Origin of the sequence: Pseudomonas sp. WS 5011, assembly GCF_012985775.1 — a bacterium.
Taxonomy (GTDB): Bacteria; Pseudomonadota; Gammaproteobacteria; order Pseudomonadales; family Pseudomonadaceae; genus Aquipseudomonas; species Aquipseudomonas peli.
In genome coordinates this window covers 1-15,853 of sequence record NZ_JAAQXA010000025.1, presented here as the reverse complement: position 1 = coordinate 15,853, position 15,853 = coordinate 1, and the positions used below count along the sequence as shown (strand labels likewise).

Annotated in this window: 13 protein-coding genes; 8 read left to right on the top strand and 5 right to left on the bottom strand. The window is 58.0% G+C overall.

From position 1 onward, the window contains the following. The first annotated feature begins 19 nt into the window (after positions 1-19). A complete protein-coding gene (gene proB, locus HBN63_RS19270) occupies positions 20-1,138 on the top strand; it encodes a glutamate 5-kinase (protein WP_170050522.1) in 1,119 nt (372 codons plus the stop codon). A 10-nt stretch (positions 1,139-1,148) separates the two neighbouring features. Further along, a complete protein-coding gene (locus HBN63_RS19265; RefSeq protein ID WP_170050521.1) occupies positions 1,149-1,613 on the top strand; it encodes a CreA family protein in 465 nt (154 codons plus the stop codon). A gap of 156 nt (positions 1,614-1,769) precedes the next feature. Here HBN63_RS19265 and rpsT read toward each other — a convergent pair whose 3' ends face one another. After that, complete coding sequence (gene rpsT, locus HBN63_RS19260) at positions 1,770-2,048, bottom strand: 30S ribosomal protein S20 (protein WP_160085557.1); 279 nt, start codon at positions 2,046-2,048, stop codon at positions 1,770-1,772. A gap of 179 nt (positions 2,049-2,227) precedes the next feature. Between rpsT and murJ the strand changes: the two genes are divergently transcribed. The 6 genes from murJ (at position 2,228) to ispH (ending at position 9,739) form a co-directional block, all read left to right on the top strand. Further along, positions 2,228-3,772, top strand: a complete 1,545-nt coding sequence (gene murJ, locus HBN63_RS19255; protein ID WP_170050520.1) for a murein biosynthesis integral membrane protein MurJ — start codon at positions 2,228-2,230, stop codon at positions 3,770-3,772. Positions 3,773-3,849: 77 nt separating this feature from the next. Further along, complete coding sequence (gene ribF / locus HBN63_RS19250; protein WP_167142779.1) at positions 3,850-4,776, top strand: bifunctional riboflavin kinase/FAD synthetase; 927 nt, start codon at positions 3,850-3,852, stop codon at positions 4,774-4,776. Between the two features lie 48 nt (positions 4,777-4,824). Then, entirely contained in the window at positions 4,825-7,656 is a 2,832-nt protein-coding gene (gene ileS, locus HBN63_RS19245) for an isoleucine--tRNA ligase (protein WP_170050519.1), read from the top strand. Continuing rightward, complete coding sequence (gene lspA, locus HBN63_RS19240; RefSeq protein WP_170050518.1) at positions 7,649-8,158, top strand: signal peptidase II; 510 nt, start codon at positions 7,649-7,651, stop codon at positions 8,156-8,158. Before ileS ends, lspA begins: the two co-directional genes overlap by 8 nt. Then, positions 8,155-8,592, top strand: a complete 438-nt coding sequence (locus tag HBN63_RS19235) for a peptidylprolyl isomerase (RefSeq protein WP_170050517.1) — start codon at positions 8,155-8,157, stop codon at positions 8,590-8,592. The genes lspA and HBN63_RS19235 overlap by 4 nt, the downstream gene beginning before the upstream one ends. Positions 8,593-8,794: 202 nt before the next feature. Beyond that, positions 8,795-9,739 (top strand): 4-hydroxy-3-methylbut-2-enyl diphosphate reductase, encoded by a 945-nt coding sequence (gene ispH / locus HBN63_RS19230; protein ID WP_170050516.1) that lies wholly within the window; start codon positions 8,795-8,797, stop codon positions 9,737-9,739. A 325-nt stretch (positions 9,740-10,064) separates the two neighbouring features. Here the strand turns inward: ispH and HBN63_RS19225 are convergent, their stop codons facing one another. The 4 genes from HBN63_RS19225 to HBN63_RS19210 are packed head-to-tail and all read right to left on the bottom strand — an operon-like array spanning position 10,065 to position 15,625. Beyond that, positions 10,065-10,508, bottom strand: coding sequence for a type IV pilin protein (locus HBN63_RS19225; protein WP_275941112.1), 444 nt, complete (start codon positions 10,506-10,508; stop codon positions 10,065-10,067). Beyond that, a complete protein-coding gene (locus HBN63_RS19220; protein ID WP_170050515.1) occupies positions 10,508-14,653 on the bottom strand; it encodes a PilC/PilY family type IV pilus protein in 4,146 nt (1,381 codons plus the stop codon). Before HBN63_RS19220 ends, HBN63_RS19225 begins: the two co-directional genes overlap by 1 nt. Before the next feature lie 16 nt (positions 14,654-14,669). Further along, complete coding sequence (locus tag HBN63_RS19215) at positions 14,670-15,146, bottom strand: PilX N-terminal domain-containing pilus assembly protein (protein ID WP_170050514.1); 477 nt, start codon at positions 15,144-15,146, stop codon at positions 14,670-14,672. Continuing rightward, positions 15,146-15,625: a hypothetical protein gene (locus HBN63_RS19210; protein ID WP_170050513.1), complete on the bottom strand. Its 480-nt coding sequence runs from the start codon at positions 15,623-15,625 to the stop codon at positions 15,146-15,148. Before HBN63_RS19210 ends, HBN63_RS19215 begins: the two co-directional genes overlap by 1 nt. Positions 15,626-15,853: the final 228 nt, after the last annotated feature.

The following is a 15,853-nucleotide window of genomic DNA, read 5'->3' as shown; positions in this document are numbered from 1 at the left end:
CGGCTAAGGTTGGAAGATCATGCGTGACAAGGTAACCGGTGCGCAGCGCTGGGTAGTGAAGATTGGCAGTGCCCTGCTGACCGCTGATGGTCGTGGTTTGGATCGTGCGGCCATGGCTGTGTGGGTCAAGCAGATGGTCGCGCTGCGTGAGCAGGGTGTTGAGTTGGTGCTGGTGTCCTCCGGTGCGGTGGCGGCGGGTATGAGCAAGTTGGGCTGGGTAGCGCGACCGAGCGCCATGCACGAGTTACAGGCGGCGGCAGCTATTGGTCAGATGGTGCTTATTCAGGCGTGGGAGTCGAGCTTTGCCGAGCATGGCCGGCGCACGGCGCAGATTCTGCTGACCCATGACGATCTGTCTGATCGCAAGCGTTACCTGAATGCGCGTAGCACGCTGCGCACGCTGGTGGATCTGGATGTGGTGCCGGTGATCAACGAGAACGACACCGTGGTTACCGATGAGATCCGCTTTGGTGATAACGACACCCTGGCTGCGCTGGTGGCCAATCTGGTCGAGGCCGACTTGTTGGTAATTCTTACTGATCGCGACGGTATGTATAACGCCGATCCGCGGCATAACCCCGATGCTGAGCTGATTTTCGAGGCGCGCGCCGATGATCCGGCGCTTGATGCTGTAGCGGGTGGCGTGGGTGGTGCGCTCGGACGTGGCGGTATGCAGACCAAGCTGCGCGCGGCGCGTCTGGCAGCGCGTTCTGGTGCTCATACGGTAATCGTTGGCGGTGCCATCGAGCAGGTGTTGGCGCGGCTCAAGGCGGGCGAGCGCCTGGGTACTCTGCTGGCGCCTGAGCGCGGCATGCTGGCAGCGCGTAAGCAGTGGCTAGCCGGGCATTTGCAGACTCGCGGCACCCTGGTGCTGGATGATGGTGCGGTCACGGCGCTGGCGACCGGTACCAAGAGTTTGTTGCCAGTTGGCGTAAAGGCCGTGCAGGGTAGCTTTCGTCGCGGTGAGATGGTGGTCTGCGTGGCGGCGGATGGTCGCGAGATTGCCCGTGGGTTGGCTAACTACAGTGCGCTTGAAGCGCAAAAGATCATCGGTCAGTCGTCGGATGCCATCGAGAGGCTGCTGGGTTATGTTGATGAGCCCGAGTTGGTCCATCGGGATAATTTGATCCTGATTTGAGGGAAGGCTGATGCGAGTGGTTAAGGGATTGCTGGGTGCGCTTGTGCTGTTGCCTGGATTGGCGGCGGCCGAGCAGATCGGTGAAGTGTCGACGGTTTTCAAGTTTATGGGGCCGAACGACAAAATCGTCGTCGAGGCGTTTGATGACCCTAAGGTGGAAGGCGTGACCTGCTACCTGTCGCGGGCCAAGACCGGTGGCGTCAAGGGTGGTCTGGGCCTGGCCGAGGATCGTGCCGAGGCGTCGATTGCCTGTCGCCAGGTTGGCCCGATCAGCTTCCTGGAAAAGCTCAAGGAGGGCGAGGAGGTGTTTCGTGAGCGTACCTCGCTGGTATTCAAGACCATGCAGGTCGTGCGGTTCTTCGATCAGAAGCGCAATACCCTGGTTTATCTGGTCTACAGCGATCGGGTAATCGAGGGGAGTCCGCAGAATGCGGTGACGGCCATTCCGATTCTGCCCTGGCCGCAAAAGCCCTGAAGCAAAAAAAGCCCGAAGTGATTCGGGCTTTTTTGTGGTTTGCCACCGGTGGCGATTGTCTCTGGGCGTTGCAGGCTGCGCCAGCAATTATTGCGGACAATAAAAAACCGGCGGTTAAGCCGGTTTTTCAAGAACGAGTAGCGTGTCGCAAACAGCTTAGGCAGCTGCAGCAGCGCTCAGGGCCTTGATGTGGCCATTGAGGCGGCTCTTATGACGAGCGGCTTTGTTCTTGTGGATGATGCCTTTATCGGCCATGCGGTCGATTACCGGCACAGCCAGGGTGTAAGCGGTGGCTGCAAGAGCGGCGTCTTTGGCTTCGATAGCCTTGACGACGTTCTTGATGTAAGTACGAACCATCGAGCGCTGGCTGGCGTTATGGCTACGACGCTTCTCAGCCTGTTTTGCGCGTTTTTTGGCAGAAGGTGTATTGGCCACCGTCAAGCTCCTCGAAGAAAAATTCTGGGGGTTACAAACAAATAAGGCCGCGAATCATGCCGATATGAGGGAGTGCTGTCAAGCCTGTTGGCTTTTCCCTGTGCTGGCCTGACCAGCGGCAGACCGCTACACTCGTCGCCTTTGCGCGCCAGTGCTTGTTTGCGGAGCCGGGATACTACATGAATTTGCTCAAGTCGTTGGCCGCCGTCAGCTCCATGACCATGCTTTCGCGTGTATTGGGCTTTGTGCGCGACACCATCATTGCCCGCACCTTCGGCGCTGGCGTGGCCTCGGACGCCTTTGTGGTGGCGTTCAAGCTGCCCAACCTACTGCGGCGGATTTTTGCCGAGGGCGCGTTCTCTCAAGCCTTTGTGCCGATTCTGGCCGAATATAAAACCCAGCAGGGCGATGAGGCGGCGCGCACGTTTCTCGCTTACGTGACAGGCCTGCTGACTCTGGTGCTGGCGCTGGTAACCTTTATCGGCATCCTCGCGGCGCCGTGGATTGTCTGGGCCTCCGCTCCTGGTTTCGCTGATGAGGCGGAGCGCTTTGAGCTGACCACCGACCTGCTGCGGGTGACCTTTCCTTATATCTTGCTGATCTCCCTGTCCTCGCTGGCGGGGGCTGTGCTCAATACCTGGAACAGGTTCTCGGTGCCGGCCTTTGTGCCGACTCTGCTCAACGTCAGCATGATCGTATTTGCCCTGTTTCTGACCCCCTATTTCGATCCGCCGATCATGGCGCTGGGCTGGGCGGTGCTGGTGGGGGGGCTGGCGCAGTTACTGTTCCAACTGCCGCATTTGCACAAGATCGGCATGCTGGTGCTGCCGCGTCTGAGCCTCAAGGACGCAGGCGTGTGGCGCGTGATGAAGCAGATGGGGCCGGCGATCTTCGGGGTGTCGGTCAGCCAGATTTCGCTGATCATCAATACGATTTTTGCCTCCTTTCTGGTCGCCGGCTCCGTGTCCTGGATGTATTACGCTGATCGCTTGATGGAGTTGCCTGCCGGCGTGCTCGGTGTAGCGTTAGGCACCATTTTGCTGCCGGCCTTGTCTAAAACCCATTCGGGCGCCAACCGCGAGGACTACTCCAAGCTGCTCGACTGGGGCTTGCGTCTGTGTCTGGTGTTGGCGTTGCCCAGTGCTGTGGCGTTGGCGATTATCTCCGAGCCGTTGATCGCCTCGCTGTTCCAGTATGGCAAGTTCACCGCTGACGATACCTTGATGACCCAGCGCGCCTTGATTGCTTATTCGCTGGGCCTGGTCGGCATCATTCTGGTGAAAATTCTCGCGCCGGCCTTTTATGCTCAGCAGAACATCAAAACCCCGGTGCGTATCGGTCTGGTGACATTGCTGGCGACCCAGGCGATGAACGTGCTGTTTATCTTTGTGATTCCCTTGGCGCATGCCGGTTTGGCGTTGGCCATCGGTCTGGCCGCCTGTCTGAATGCTGGTCTGTTGTACTGGCAGCTACGCAAGCGCGACATGTTCCAACCACAGCCGGGTTGGGCCTTGTTCCTCGGCAAGCTTTTGCTGGCGCTGCTGGCGATGGTGGCGGTGTTACTGCTGGCTATGCAGCAGCTGCCAGCTTGGGCGGACAGCATTATGCTCTGGCGTTTGCTGCGCCTGGGCGGGCTGGTGGGTGTGGGTATGTTGGCCTATTTGGCCGTGTTGGCGCTGCTGGGGTTCCGTTTGAAGGATTTTGCTCGCCGCAGTGCGCTCTGAGTTGCAGCTGATTTGCTGCCTGTTGTCCGCTGCTCGGTGTGCGTATAATCGGCCACTTTATGAGCAAGAAGCGCGTTATGCAGCTGGTTCGAGGCCTACACAACTTGCGGCCCCAGCATCGGGGCTGTGTCGCCACCATAGGGAATTTCGACGGCGTCCATCGTGGTCATCAGGCCATTTTGGCGCGTCTGCGTGAGCGTTCCGCCGAGCTTGGCGTGCCCAGTTGCGTGCTGATTTTCGAGCCGCAGCCGCGCGAGTTTTTTGCACCTGATGTAGCGCCGGCGCGCCTGGCGCGGTTGCGCGACAAGTTGGCTCTGCTGGCTGCCGAAGGTGTTGATCGAGTGCTGTGCCTGAGTTTCAACCGCCGCCTGCGTGAGCTGAGCGCGGCTGAGTTCGTGCATCGCGTGCTGGTGGAAGGCCTGGGTGTGCAGCACCTGGAAGTGGGGGATGACTTCCGCTTCGGCTGTGACCGCGCCGGTGACTTTGCCTTTCTGGCCGAGGCCGGTGAGCGCGAAGGCTTCAGCGTCGAGGCTGCCAGCACGGTTGAGCTGGACGGTATTCGCGTCAGCAGTACTCGGGTACGTGAAGCCCTTGATGCCGGTGATTTTGCCTTGGCGCAGCACCTGCTCGGGCGGCCATTTCAGATTGCCGGACGGGTGTTGCACGGGCAGAAACTGGGGCGTCAGCTGAATGCGCCGACTGCCAATGTGCAGCTCAAGCGCAAGCGGGTGCCGCTCAAAGGCGTGTACCTGGTCAGCACCGAGATTGACGGCCAAACCTGGCCGGGTGTGGCCAACATTGGTGTGCGCCCGAGCGTGGCCGGTGATGGTCGCGCTCATCTGGAAGTGCATTTGCTGGACTTTGCCGGTGATTTATATGGCCGGCGTTTGACGGTGGCTTTCCACCACAAGCTGCGCGATGAGCAGCGTTTCGCCTCCCTTGAGGCATTGAAGACGGCTATTGCTGCCGATATTGCTGCCGCCCGTGCCCATTGGCGCGTTTAAGCGCCCGGCTTCAACTGCTGGGTGCCAATCGCTTACGAAGAGCCTGAAATGACCGATTACAAAGCCACGCTTAATCTGCCTGACACCCAATTTCCGATGAAGGCCGGCCTGCCGCAGCGCGAGCCGCAGATTCTGCAGCGCTGGAACCAGATTGGCCTGTATCAGAAGCTGCGCGCGCAAGGCGAAGGTCGGCCGAAGTTTGTTCTGCACGACGGCCCGCCCTATGCCAATGGCAGCATTCACATCGGTCATGCGGTCAACAAGATTCTCAAGGACATCATCACCCGTTCCAAGACCCTGGCCGGTTTCGACGCTCCCTATGTGCCGGGCTGGGACTGTCATGGTCTGCCGATTGAGCACAAGGTAGAAACCACCTTTGGCAAGAATCAGCCGTCTGACCTGACCCGCGAGCGCTGCCGTACCTATGCAGGTGAGCAGATCGAAGGGCAGAAGGCCGACTTCGTGCGCCTCGGTGTACTGGGCGACTGGGACAACCCTTACAAAACCATGGACTTTGCCAACGAAGCGGGCGAAATCCGCGCGCTGGCCGAGATGGTCAAACAGGGTTTCGTATTCAAGGGTCTGAAACCGGTCAACTGGTGTTTCGACTGCGGTTCTGCGCTGGCTGAGGCCGAAGTCGAGTACCAGGACAAAAAGTCCGATGCCATCGACGTCGCCTTCGTAGTGGAAGATGCCGACAAGCTGGCCGCCGCATTTGGTCTGGCCAGCCTGCCGAAGCCTGCTTCCATCGTGATCTGGACCACCACGCCTTGGACTATTCCGGCCAACCAGGCGCTGAACGTCCACCCTGAATTTACCTATGCGCTGGTCGATACCGGCGAGCGTCTGCTGCTGCTGGCCGAAGAACTGGTGGAAGGCTGCTTGGCCCGCTATGGCCTGCAGGGCGACGTGATCGCCACCGCGCCAGGTGCTGCGCTGGAGCTGCTCCGCTTCCGTCATCCGTTCTATGAGCGCTTTGCCCCGGTCTATCTGGCTGACTACGTTGAGCTGGGCGCCGGCACTGGCGTGGTGCATTCGGCACCGGCCTATGGTGAGGACGACTTCCGTTCCTGCAAAGGCTACGGCATGAGCAATGACGACATCCTCAGCCCGGTGCAGAGCAACGGCGTGTATGTCAGCGACCTGCCGTTCTTTGGCGGCCAGTTTATCTGGAAGGCCAACCCGGCCATCGTCGCCAAGCTGGAAGAAGTCGGCGCGCTGCTCAAGCACGAAGCCATTCAGCACAGCTATATGCATTGCTGGCGCCACAAGACCCCGCTGATCTACCGCGCCACCGCGCAGTGGTTCGTCGGCATGGATAAGCAGCCTAACGAAGGCGGCACCCTACGCGAGCGCGCGCTGGCGGCCATCGAGCAGACTGCATTCGTTCCGGCCTGGGGCCAGGCACGTCTGCACAGCATGATCGCCGGGCGTCCGGACTGGTGTATCTCGCGTCAACGCAACTGGGGTGTACCGATTCCGTTCTTCTTGCACAAGGCCACGGGCGAGTTGCACCCGCGCAGCGCCGAGCTGATGGAAGAGGTGGCCAAACGTGTCGAGCAAGAGGGCATCGAGGCTTGGTTCAAGCTGGACGCTGCTGAGCTGCTGGGCGATCAAGCCGCCGACTACGACAAGATCAGTGACACCTTGGACGTCTGGTTTGACTCCGGCACCACCCACTGGCACGTGCTGCGCGGTTCGCACAACCTGGGCCATGCCAGTGGCCCACGTGCCGACCTGTACCTGGAAGGCTCCGACCAGCACCGCGGGTGGTTCCATTCATCCTTGCTGACGGGCGCGGCCATCGACGGCCACGCGCCGTACAAAGAGCTGCTGACTCACGGTTTTGTGGTTGATGAGAACGGCCGCAAGATGTCCAAGTCGCTGGGCAACGTAGTCGCGCCGCAGGAAGTGAATGACAGCCTGGGCGCCGATATCCTGCGCCTGTGGGTGTCGTCCACCGACTATTCTGGCGAAATGGCGGTATCCAAGGTCATCCTGCAGCGCAGCGCCGATTCCTACCGGCGTATCCGCAACACCGCGCGCTTCCTGCTCTCCAACCTCAGCGGTTTCGACCCAGCGCAGCACCTGCTGCCGGCGGAAGACATGCTGGCACTGGACCGTTGGGCCGTAGATCGCGCCTTGCTGCTGCAGCGCGAAATCGAAGAAGCCTACGACAGCTACCGCTTCTGGAACGTTTACCAGAAGGTGCACAACTTCTGCGTGCAGGAGCTGGGTGGCTTTTACCTCGACATCATCAAGGACCGTCAGTACACCACCGCCGCTGACAGCGTTGCGCGGCGATCCTGCCAGACCGCGTTGTTCCACATCGCCGAAGCCCTGGTGCGCTGGATCGCTCCGGTGTTGTCGTTCACCGCCGATGAGCTGTGGGAATACCTGCCGGGTGCGCGTAACGAGTCGGTAATGCTCAATGGCTGGTATCAGGGCCTGAGCGAACTGCCGGAAGGCTTCGAGCTAGATCGTGCCTTCTGGGAGCGCGTGATGGCGGTCAAGGTGGCTGTGAACAAGGAAATGGAAAACCTGCGTGCGGCCAAGGCCATCGGCGGCAACCTGCAGGCGGAAGTGATCCTGTACGCCGAAGACAGCCTGATTGCCGATCTGAACAAACTGGGCAACGAGCTGCGCTTTGTGCTGATCACCTCCACCGCCAGCCTGGCGCGGCTAGCCACCGCGCGAAGCGATGCTGTGGAAACCGAAGTCTCGGGGCTCAAGCTCAAAGTGCTGAAGTCTGGGCATGCCAAGTGCGCCCGTTGCTGGCATCACCGCGAGGACGTTGGGGTGAACCCAGCGCATCCGGAAATTTGCGGTCGTTGTGTGGACAACATCGAAGGCGCGGGTGAGGTTCGTCACTATGCGTGATAACGCTAGTCGTTTCGGGCGTTTGGCCTGGTTGTGGCTGAGTCTGCTGGTGTTTGTGGTCGATCAGGCGAGTAAGTTCTGGTTCGACAACAACCTGAGCATGTACCAGCAGATCGTGATCATTCCTGATTACTTTAGCTGGACCCTGGCTTACAACACCGGTGCGGCATTCAGCTTCCTGGCCGATGCCACTGGCTGGCAGCGCTGGTTCTTTGCCGCGATTGCCGTGGTGGTGAGCGGAGTCCTGGTGGTCTGGCTCAAGCGCCTCAAGCCTGGCGAAACCTGGCTTGCGGTGGCGTTGGCGTTAGTTCTGGGTGGTGCACTGGGTAACCTGGTCGATCGCGTGGTGTTTGGCCATGTGGTCGACTTTATTCTGCTGCACTGGCATCAGCAGTGGTACTTCCCAGCCTTCAACGTGGCTGACATGGCGATTACCGGTGGAGCCATCCTGCTGGCGCTGGATATGTTCAAAAGTGAAAAGTCCGGAGAAACAGGTAAATGACTGACGTGCGTATCGGCCCGGATAAGCAGGTGACCTTGCATTTCGCCCTCAAGCTGGACAACGGCGATGTGGTGGACAGCACCTTCGATAAAAATCCCGCCACCTTCAAGGTCGGCGACGGTAACCTGCTGCCAGGCTTTGAACAGGCCATCTATGGCTTGAAAGCGGGCGACAAGCGCAGCCTGCCGATCAGTCCGGAGCAGGGCTTCGGTCAGGGTAATCCGCAGAATATCCAGGTTATGCCGCGCAGCCAGTTTCAGGATATGGAACTGTCGGAAGGCCTGCTGGTGATCTTCAACGACGCTGCCAATGCCGAGTTGCCGGGTGTAGTTAAAGCTTTTGACGATAACCAGGTAACCATCGACTTCAACCACCCGTTGGCCGGCAAGGCGCTGAGCTTCGATGTGGAAATTATTGAGGTCAAAGCGCTCTGATCAGCGCAGTATTTTTGTAGGGTGGGTTAGGCGCGCAGGTGCAGCTTGAGTCTGCAGCAGGTTGTTTAGCGCGCCGTAACCCACCATGGTTCGTATGTCGGGCACTGTGCTGTTGAGCTACACGGCTTTCGTGGCTTGCGCCGCAATGTGCCGCCAACCCAACCTACGGCAACTTTCGTTTACGCGCGCCGAGATAACCAGCATGCATATCAAACTCGCCAATCCCCGTGGCTTCTGTGCCGGCGTCGACCGCGCCATTGAGATAGTCAACCGCGCCCTGGAAGTCTTCGGTCCGCCGATCTATGTGCGCCATGAAGTGGTGCACAACAAGTTTGTGGTCGAAGATCTGCGTTCGCGTGGCGCAATCTTCGTCGAAGAGCTGGATCAGATTCCTGACGATGTCATCGTTATCTTCAGTGCCCATGGTGTCTCCCAGGCTGTACGCGCGGAAGCAGAGCGACGTGGCCTGAAGATATTCGACGCCACCTGCCCGCTGGTAACCAAGGTGCATATGGAAGTGGTGCGCTACAGCCGCGAAGGGCGCGAATGCATCCTGATCGGCCACGAGGGCCATCCTGAAGTCGAAGGTACCATGGGCCAGTACGACGCCAGCAACGGCGGCGCCATCTACCTGGTGGAGGACGAAACCGACGTAGCTGAGCTGCAGGTGCGTAACCCAGAAGCATTGGCTTTCGTCACTCAAACCACCCTGTCGATGGACGACACCAGCAAAGTCATCGACGCCCTGCGCGCCAAATTCCCCGCCATCGGCGGCCCGCGCAAAGACGACATCTGCTACGCCACGCAGAACCGTCAGGACGCCGTCAAACAACTCGCCGCTGAATGCGACGTGTTATTGGTGGTCGGCAGCCCCAACAGCTCCAACTCCAACCGCCTGCGCGAGCTGGCGGAGCGCATGGGTACGCCTGCCTACCTGATCGATGGGGCTGAAGATCTCAAGCAGGAGTGGTTTGCGGGTGTGACAGGCATTGGTATTACTGCGGGTGCATCTGCCCCGGAAGTGCTGGTGCAGGGGGTTATCCAGCAACTGAATGAGTGGGGCGCAACAGGGGCGCAAGAGATGCTGGGGCGACCGGAGAATGTGACCTTCTCAATGCCGAAGGAGTTACGTGTGACACGGCTCTGAGCCTGCACGGCAGACGTAAGGTTACTGAAGCGACAGCCCTCCATGGTTTACGCCGACGCCCGACCCCGGCGCACCGTCTGAGGCGAGTGACGCCCTAGGTATCACTGTTTGCTCCCGCATGGGGCCCTTGAAGTAGTCGACGGTATTGCGAAACAAGGATCATTAAACGAAATCCTCGAAAGAAAATATTTCCGAGAGTTTTTCGTTTGGTTAAGTACTCATCGCATAAATTAACGGTTACATAGCCTTTCGTTTACAAGACAGCTCTTAACGGCCCGGCCCCACCGTCGACTGACTCGGTGTGTAGTTCGCCGTAATGCCCTTCTTATAATCCACGGCAACTACTGTTCCAAACATTCGCCGCCAGAAAGCCAGGGTCGGTTGCGCCGTTAGTGGCGCCTCTTACCCCTGTGGAGGTTAGGGTCAGAGTGCCTCTGCCTGCCAGTCGTCCACCGGCAACTGGCGTTGCGGTGAGTGTATAGGCTGTGGCTGTTACAGCGCTGGCCACGATGTTGAACTGGGCAATGCCATCTACCGGGCTTTGGACATAAGCACCAAGTGGAGCATTTTCATAGGTATTACTTTGTGCCCGAAAACGCTCCATCACGTTGCCTGCGCCAACGAGTACGCCTTTAGCGTCCTCGCAAGCGGAACGCCGTACGTGGCCCTGATAGTTAGGGATGGCAATGGCGGCGAGGATGCTGATGATTGTTATTGCAATCAATAGCTCTAGTAGGGTGAAGCCTAGCTGTCGGTTTATGGGCATCATTAATTCAGCTCCGTCATATCCATCCAGAAGGTTTTACCCATGCGCACGTTGTCCAGTTCTTCCATGGAGGGGAAGCGAACCAATACGCTCTTGTCTCCTATCGAAACCACGGTTGGGTCTGACAGGATCCCTGTGGTTGTTATTGTTTCGAAGCGGTCAGCTGGATCGCCTACAGTGGTGATGCGCACTGGAGTAGCGTCGTAAAGATGGACGCTATAGGCCCTGTTAATGCCTACACTCGCTTGACAGGAGTCGGAGCGGGCGGTGGGCTCATAGGTATTGAAGTAGAGTCTACCGCTAGCTGTGAGGGCGCGTGAGAGCACTTTCTCGCCGTCGCTGCTTAGTTGGATCATCCAGCCGCTGCGCGTCTCCAGCTCATCCTCTGCGGTTTCTTTTTGCTCAGCGGTTCCACTCTGCAGCAGATTGTCGGTAACATCACTTAAGCTGTTTTCGGTCAGCGTTCCCTCGCTGCCAGTCGCCTTGACCACGATATTTGTGCGGAACGAGTAGAAACGATCCTGAATGATTTCATGCAGGGGGTGGCCGCGATAACCGCTGCCAATGTTGACAGCAAGGCTAAGGGTGCCTCTGACGCTGAGCAGTGCGATATCTGGTTCATGGTAAAAGCGCCTGGCGTTTTCAGCATTGCCGCCCACGCTGGCGAATACGCCATTTCCATTCGTGCCCGCCGGGCTCACCAGGCTGGCTCCGCTACTGCCATTATTAATATGGAAGCGCCAGACCTGGCCGCCCATATCTCCGACGAAGAATTGGTCGGCCGTACCTTGACCATCATTGACTAGTGTACCTTCCTCGTTTTTCTGCAAGTCGATCACACGTATGGCGCTTGGCATGCTGTATTGCATGTCGGTCAGCACGGCATCATGGCCAGAGGCATTGCTGGCAGACCAGATTAGTGCCCCAGTTTTGGCATTGACGATGTAAATGGCGTTACCCATGTCATCGACCCTGCGCACATAGTTGGTGTCTCCATCAACTTGGGCATCTTGTTCTGGGTCATAGCCGCCAGCAAATATCAGCACATCAGTAGGTGGATTGCTGTCACTGGCTGTACCAACCTGAACCTTGGTCTTGACTGGCGCTGACCAGGTTTGCCCGAGCTTGGCGAAGCCGGAGGTACCATTTTCACCTCCGATGATTTGCCAGAGTAATCGAGGTGACGTGGGGGTGGTGATGTCGAGTGCGTAGATATTGCGTCCACCTCGGCCCATGGTGGCATAGGCATACACGAATTCGCCGGCTTCGGCGGTGGTACCGCCATCGGCATGGATGATGCCGTTGTTGTTGGCATCGTTAGCCCAGACCGTCACCGTGTTGTCCATGCCGTAGGGGCGCTTACTGGTCGTGGTGCGGGCATTATCTTTGAGGCGTGCGATATTGCCGAGCAAGGCCGACGGCATAAAGCCCATTTGTTCGGCGCCATTGCTAGTGTCGATCAAATGTACAAAACCCTCGTTGGTGCCGAAGACCGCGCTTTGCTTTCCGCTCGTGCATACGCCATTACTGCGGGTAGTGCAGCCATAGGTGATAAGGCGCGGGCTGGAGTGCAATGGGTCGCCAATGGCTTTGCGTTGGGTCGTTCCATTGGTATCGAACCCACGAATATAGTTGACCAGTGCCGTGCGCTCGCTAGCGTTTGCCGTCCCTAAAGGGGTGTCTAAGTTGGCATTAGTGGTGATCAGCCTATGGGCGTCAGTGGCAAGGCTTACCGGGCTGCTGGGTGTGCTGCCTGTATAGGTGAACAGATTGCGCGAGCCAGGGGTAGGTAGTTGCGAGGCGGCTCCACCCGCCACTGTTGTGTTGCCGTCTGCTGTTGCGCTCCACCAACTACGAGAGGTGCTTTTAAAAAAGCCGGTCTCGCTATCTACCGCTTCACTACCTACGAAGTCAAGAATTCGGGCGCCATCTATATCCAGGCGATAGCGCTTCAGGTTGCCGGGCCAGCGATCAGACTCTTGTGGGCGGAAGACCGAGAAATACAATTCATCCTTGTTGTCCGCACGGTTAAAGCTGTTGACCGGGGCGCTGGCGCTAACGAATGAAGCATCGGTTGAAATTACGTTCTGAATGATTTCGTTAAAGGCATCAGTCAGGTCGGTGGCATCTGCTGCGCTGTAATAACCACCCCCGCCTTCTGTTGCTATATCGCACAGGAACTCCGAGGCCGTCACAGCAGAACTCGTGCCTGTGAAATCGCATGACTCATCATTAGTGCGGCTCGCGCCGAGTGCAAAGCCAATGGTGTGGGTTGTTGCATAGTTGTTGGCGTCGTCAATCCAGTTGGATTGGTTGGTGGTCGCCATCCACTCAGCCAAGTCGCGGCCGCAGCGCTCCGCGGAGGTGGCGGCGTCGCAGGCAGGGCCTCCTAAGCCGCTTAGCGTGGTGTAGTTGGTGTTGTCCGTGTTGTTGGGCGCGCCATCGGAGAGAAGCACCACGTGGGTTGGCTGGCAGGCACTTTCAATGGGGGAGTTGCTCGAGTCACGCAAGTAACTGGCAGCATCGTAAATAGCCGGGACTAATGGGGTGTATTGGTAATTGGCGGGTGAGGAGGTGCCACTAAGGAGGGCTTGCACTTGTGCATTAACGAGGTCGCGGTAAGTGGTTTCGGTTATGAGATCTTCGCGACTTAATTTGATGCGAAGTTTCATAGCTTGGGCGGTGCTGCCTTCATAGGCGCGCAGAGTGGCTCCGGAGTTGCTCGGGCGGATCAGTGCAGCCAAAGCATTACCTGGCAGCCAGCCGCTACGATTGATCACCGATTGCAGTCTGGCGGTAAGATCTGGGCATATGACAGTTGTGGCTGTGCCGGAATATGTAAAGGTGCAGTTGGTGCGATTTGCAGTGTCGGGCATCCTGTTGCTCAAGTCTTCTCGGCCCGTAGAAAATGCTGTAGCGCTGTCGACTTGTTGAAAACCGACGCCGGCTACTTGTCCGCCAGCGCTGCCCGCCGTGGTGGTCGCTATCAGCTTGGCGTCCAGGATGGTGGCGCCTTGCTGAATTGGGACGTCTTCGAAGCGTGCGCCGAGAGTCGTAGCGCTGCTGCTAAACACCAAGGTTGTGCCGTTAAGGACAGGGTTTCGGTTGCTGGCTGAGGTTCCAACCTGCGCCGCATCATTATTACCGCTTGCAACGGGCAGTTCGATAATCGGGTTGAGACAGCCCGCCTCACCGCTGGTCGTAAATTCAATTTCTAGCGTGGGGGCATAGGTTTTATTTGTGGCGTCGAAGCTATGTACCGTCCGCTGAGTGGTACCTGTGCCGCTGCGTGTGACTTGAAAGGCCATTGCGTTGTTGCCACACCAGCCGTCGCGGTTGACTAGATATTGAACCTGCTGGGTGACGTTTGCACCGGCATCGGTATCGATCCTTTCATTGGCCGTCCAATTGCCCGGGGTCCAAGTCGGGAAGCCTGCCTCACTGTGCCAGGTTCTGCCGGACAGTCTGCCTGTGCTGGTCGTTGCAAACTCAAGTGCATCATCGCTGGCCTGCGGCAGTACGCTTAGCGTGACGCTGTTGGTAGCGTTTGCGCTTGGAACGAATGTAATTCGCGCAGAGGTGACTGTCGCCCCGTTCGGGATGGGGACATTCTGAAAGCGCAAGCCCGCTCTGATTTGATCGGAGTTGCCGCCTAATTGCAGGGTTGTATTGGTTATATTGTTGTTGCTGTTATTCGCTGTTTGACTGGCGTCATCGGCAGTGGCCTGGACCGCTATTTCGCGTGGATAGGTGATGTCGGAAATATCGCTGATCGGTATTTCTTGGTCGATATACGCGACAGGGGCAATCAGGCGTTGTGGTGTATTGCCACTGTTGGCGGTTAGGGCCATAGCCCCGATGTTTATGCCATTGGCTGTTGTAATAATATTGTTGAATGCCTCCTTCATAAGCGCGAGTCGGCTGCCTGACTGTGGGTTACAGGCGGCGGAAGTGCTAGTGGGTAAGCAGTTCATCGAGGTGGAGTTGTCCAGGATAAACAGGACATTTGGACGAATGCCTTCTTCCGCAACAGCACCACCGAAGAAAATTTCGGTGTCGTCGGCATAACTTATGGCTGCTTGAAATAGGCTTGCACTAAAAAGGGAGCCGGCGAGGCTGAGGCGGAGTGTGCGCTGGAAAGTGTTCATGACGGATTTTCCTCGCTCAAAGTATATTTCTGATCTTGTAGCCGCGCAGATGCTGGGCGCGGGCGCTGCCATCGGCTGAGGTTGGGTCGCAACTATCACTGTCGCACGCCTTGCCGTGGCTGGTGATTTCATAGCAGATGAACTCCTGTGCCCCGCCGCCCTCAGCTGCGTTGAGCGAGGTGCCGGCATCGGTACAGATGGCCGGTACAGATTGGATGCGAACCCTGGCAATGGTGCCGCTATCCGCGTTGGCCAAGCCTAGGGTGCGAGTTTCGTCGATTATCGCGTTGTTGCTTTCAGTCAACTCCTCGATCCAGGCCTGCAACCCGCTCTCCGCCGCCTGGAAGGCAATATTCTGCTGTTGGCTGTTACTGGCCATGCGCAACTGCAGGGTGGAAAGGCTGGCGGCGGTAATGGCGATAATGGTGAGCAGCAGCAGTAGTACCAAACTGACCAGCAAAGCTATTCCCTTTTGTCGATGCGAAGTGATCATCACAGTCGGTTCCTGAGTTCGTAAGTGCCGGTAAAGCTGCGCGAGATGTTCTGGCTCGGGTCGGCAATGGTCAGCGCTATACGCACAGCCCGTGCAGCGGCTAGCTCTGCGTTGCTGGGGTTGAGCGTCCAAGTGGTGTTGTTGCCATTGGGGATGGCGAACCAGATATTGGTTATCTGGGCGTTGTTCAGTATCGACTGGCCGTTCAGGCATAGATTTTCGCCATTGCTGCAATTGGCATAAGTGGATGTCTTCAGGTAGAGCCTTTGAAGGCTGCCGCAAGTGCGGTTTTCTTCAGGGAGCTGTGTGCCGGCCGTGCTGTCGGTCACGGCGTATCTGAATATGATGCCGCCGCTGGTTGTAGCGACCGCAGCATCTGGCAGATCAAGGCCGCTACCAATTGCGGTTTCGGTTGCAGAAGCAAGGCAGCCTTGGAAGCCTGCTCTACGGGCATCCCCGCCGATAATTTCTATTGCCACCCGACCGCTTTCTTGCACTCGTGCGAGAGCGGTATTCGCGCGATCAGATGCACTGGTGTTACTGAATAGCTCCAAAACACCGAGAATCAGGAGTGTGCTGATCCCGCCGCGTCAGGATAGTTGTCGTGTGAGTTGATTCGATGAGTCTTGGTCGGTGGGCGGAAGTGAGAGCCGTGTGGCGCGTTATTCGATAGAGCATCGGGAGTGGGTGGTGCGGCAGATGATGCC

Excerpts from the sequence above, each read along its gene's own strand:
- proB (WP_170050522.1), top strand. The coding sequence starts at position 20 with ATGCGTGACAAGGTAACCGGTGCGCAGCGCTGGGTAGTGAAGATTGGC.
- HBN63_RS19265 (WP_170050521.1), top strand. The coding sequence starts at position 1,149 with ATGCGAGTGGTTAAGGGATTGCTGGGTGCGCTTGTGCTGTTGCCTGGA.
- murJ (WP_170050520.1), top strand. The coding sequence starts at position 2,228 with ATGAATTTGCTCAAGTCGTTGGCCGCCGTCAGCTCCATGACCATGCTT.
- ribF (WP_167142779.1), top strand. The coding sequence starts at position 3,850 with ATGCAGCTGGTTCGAGGCCTACACAACTTGCGGCCCCAGCATCGGGGC.
- ileS (WP_170050519.1), top strand. The coding sequence starts at position 4,825 with ATGACCGATTACAAAGCCACGCTTAATCTGCCTGACACCCAATTTCCG.
- lspA (WP_170050518.1), top strand. The coding sequence starts at position 7,649 with ATGCGTGATAACGCTAGTCGTTTCGGGCGTTTGGCCTGGTTGTGGCTG.
- HBN63_RS19235 (WP_170050517.1), top strand. The coding sequence starts at position 8,155 with ATGACTGACGTGCGTATCGGCCCGGATAAGCAGGTGACCTTGCATTTC.
- ispH (WP_170050516.1), top strand. The coding sequence starts at position 8,795 with ATGCATATCAAACTCGCCAATCCCCGTGGCTTCTGTGCCGGCGTCGAC.
- HBN63_RS19225 (WP_275941112.1), bottom strand. The coding sequence starts at position 10,508 with ATGATGCCCATAAACCGACAGCTAGGCTTCACCCTACTAGAGCTATTG.
- HBN63_RS19220 (WP_170050515.1), bottom strand. The coding sequence starts at position 14,653 with ATGAACACTTTCCAGCGCACACTCCGCCTCAGCCTCGCCGGCTCCCTT.
- HBN63_RS19215 (WP_170050514.1), bottom strand. The coding sequence starts at position 15,146 with ATGATCACTTCGCATCGACAAAAGGGAATAGCTTTGCTGGTCAGTTTG.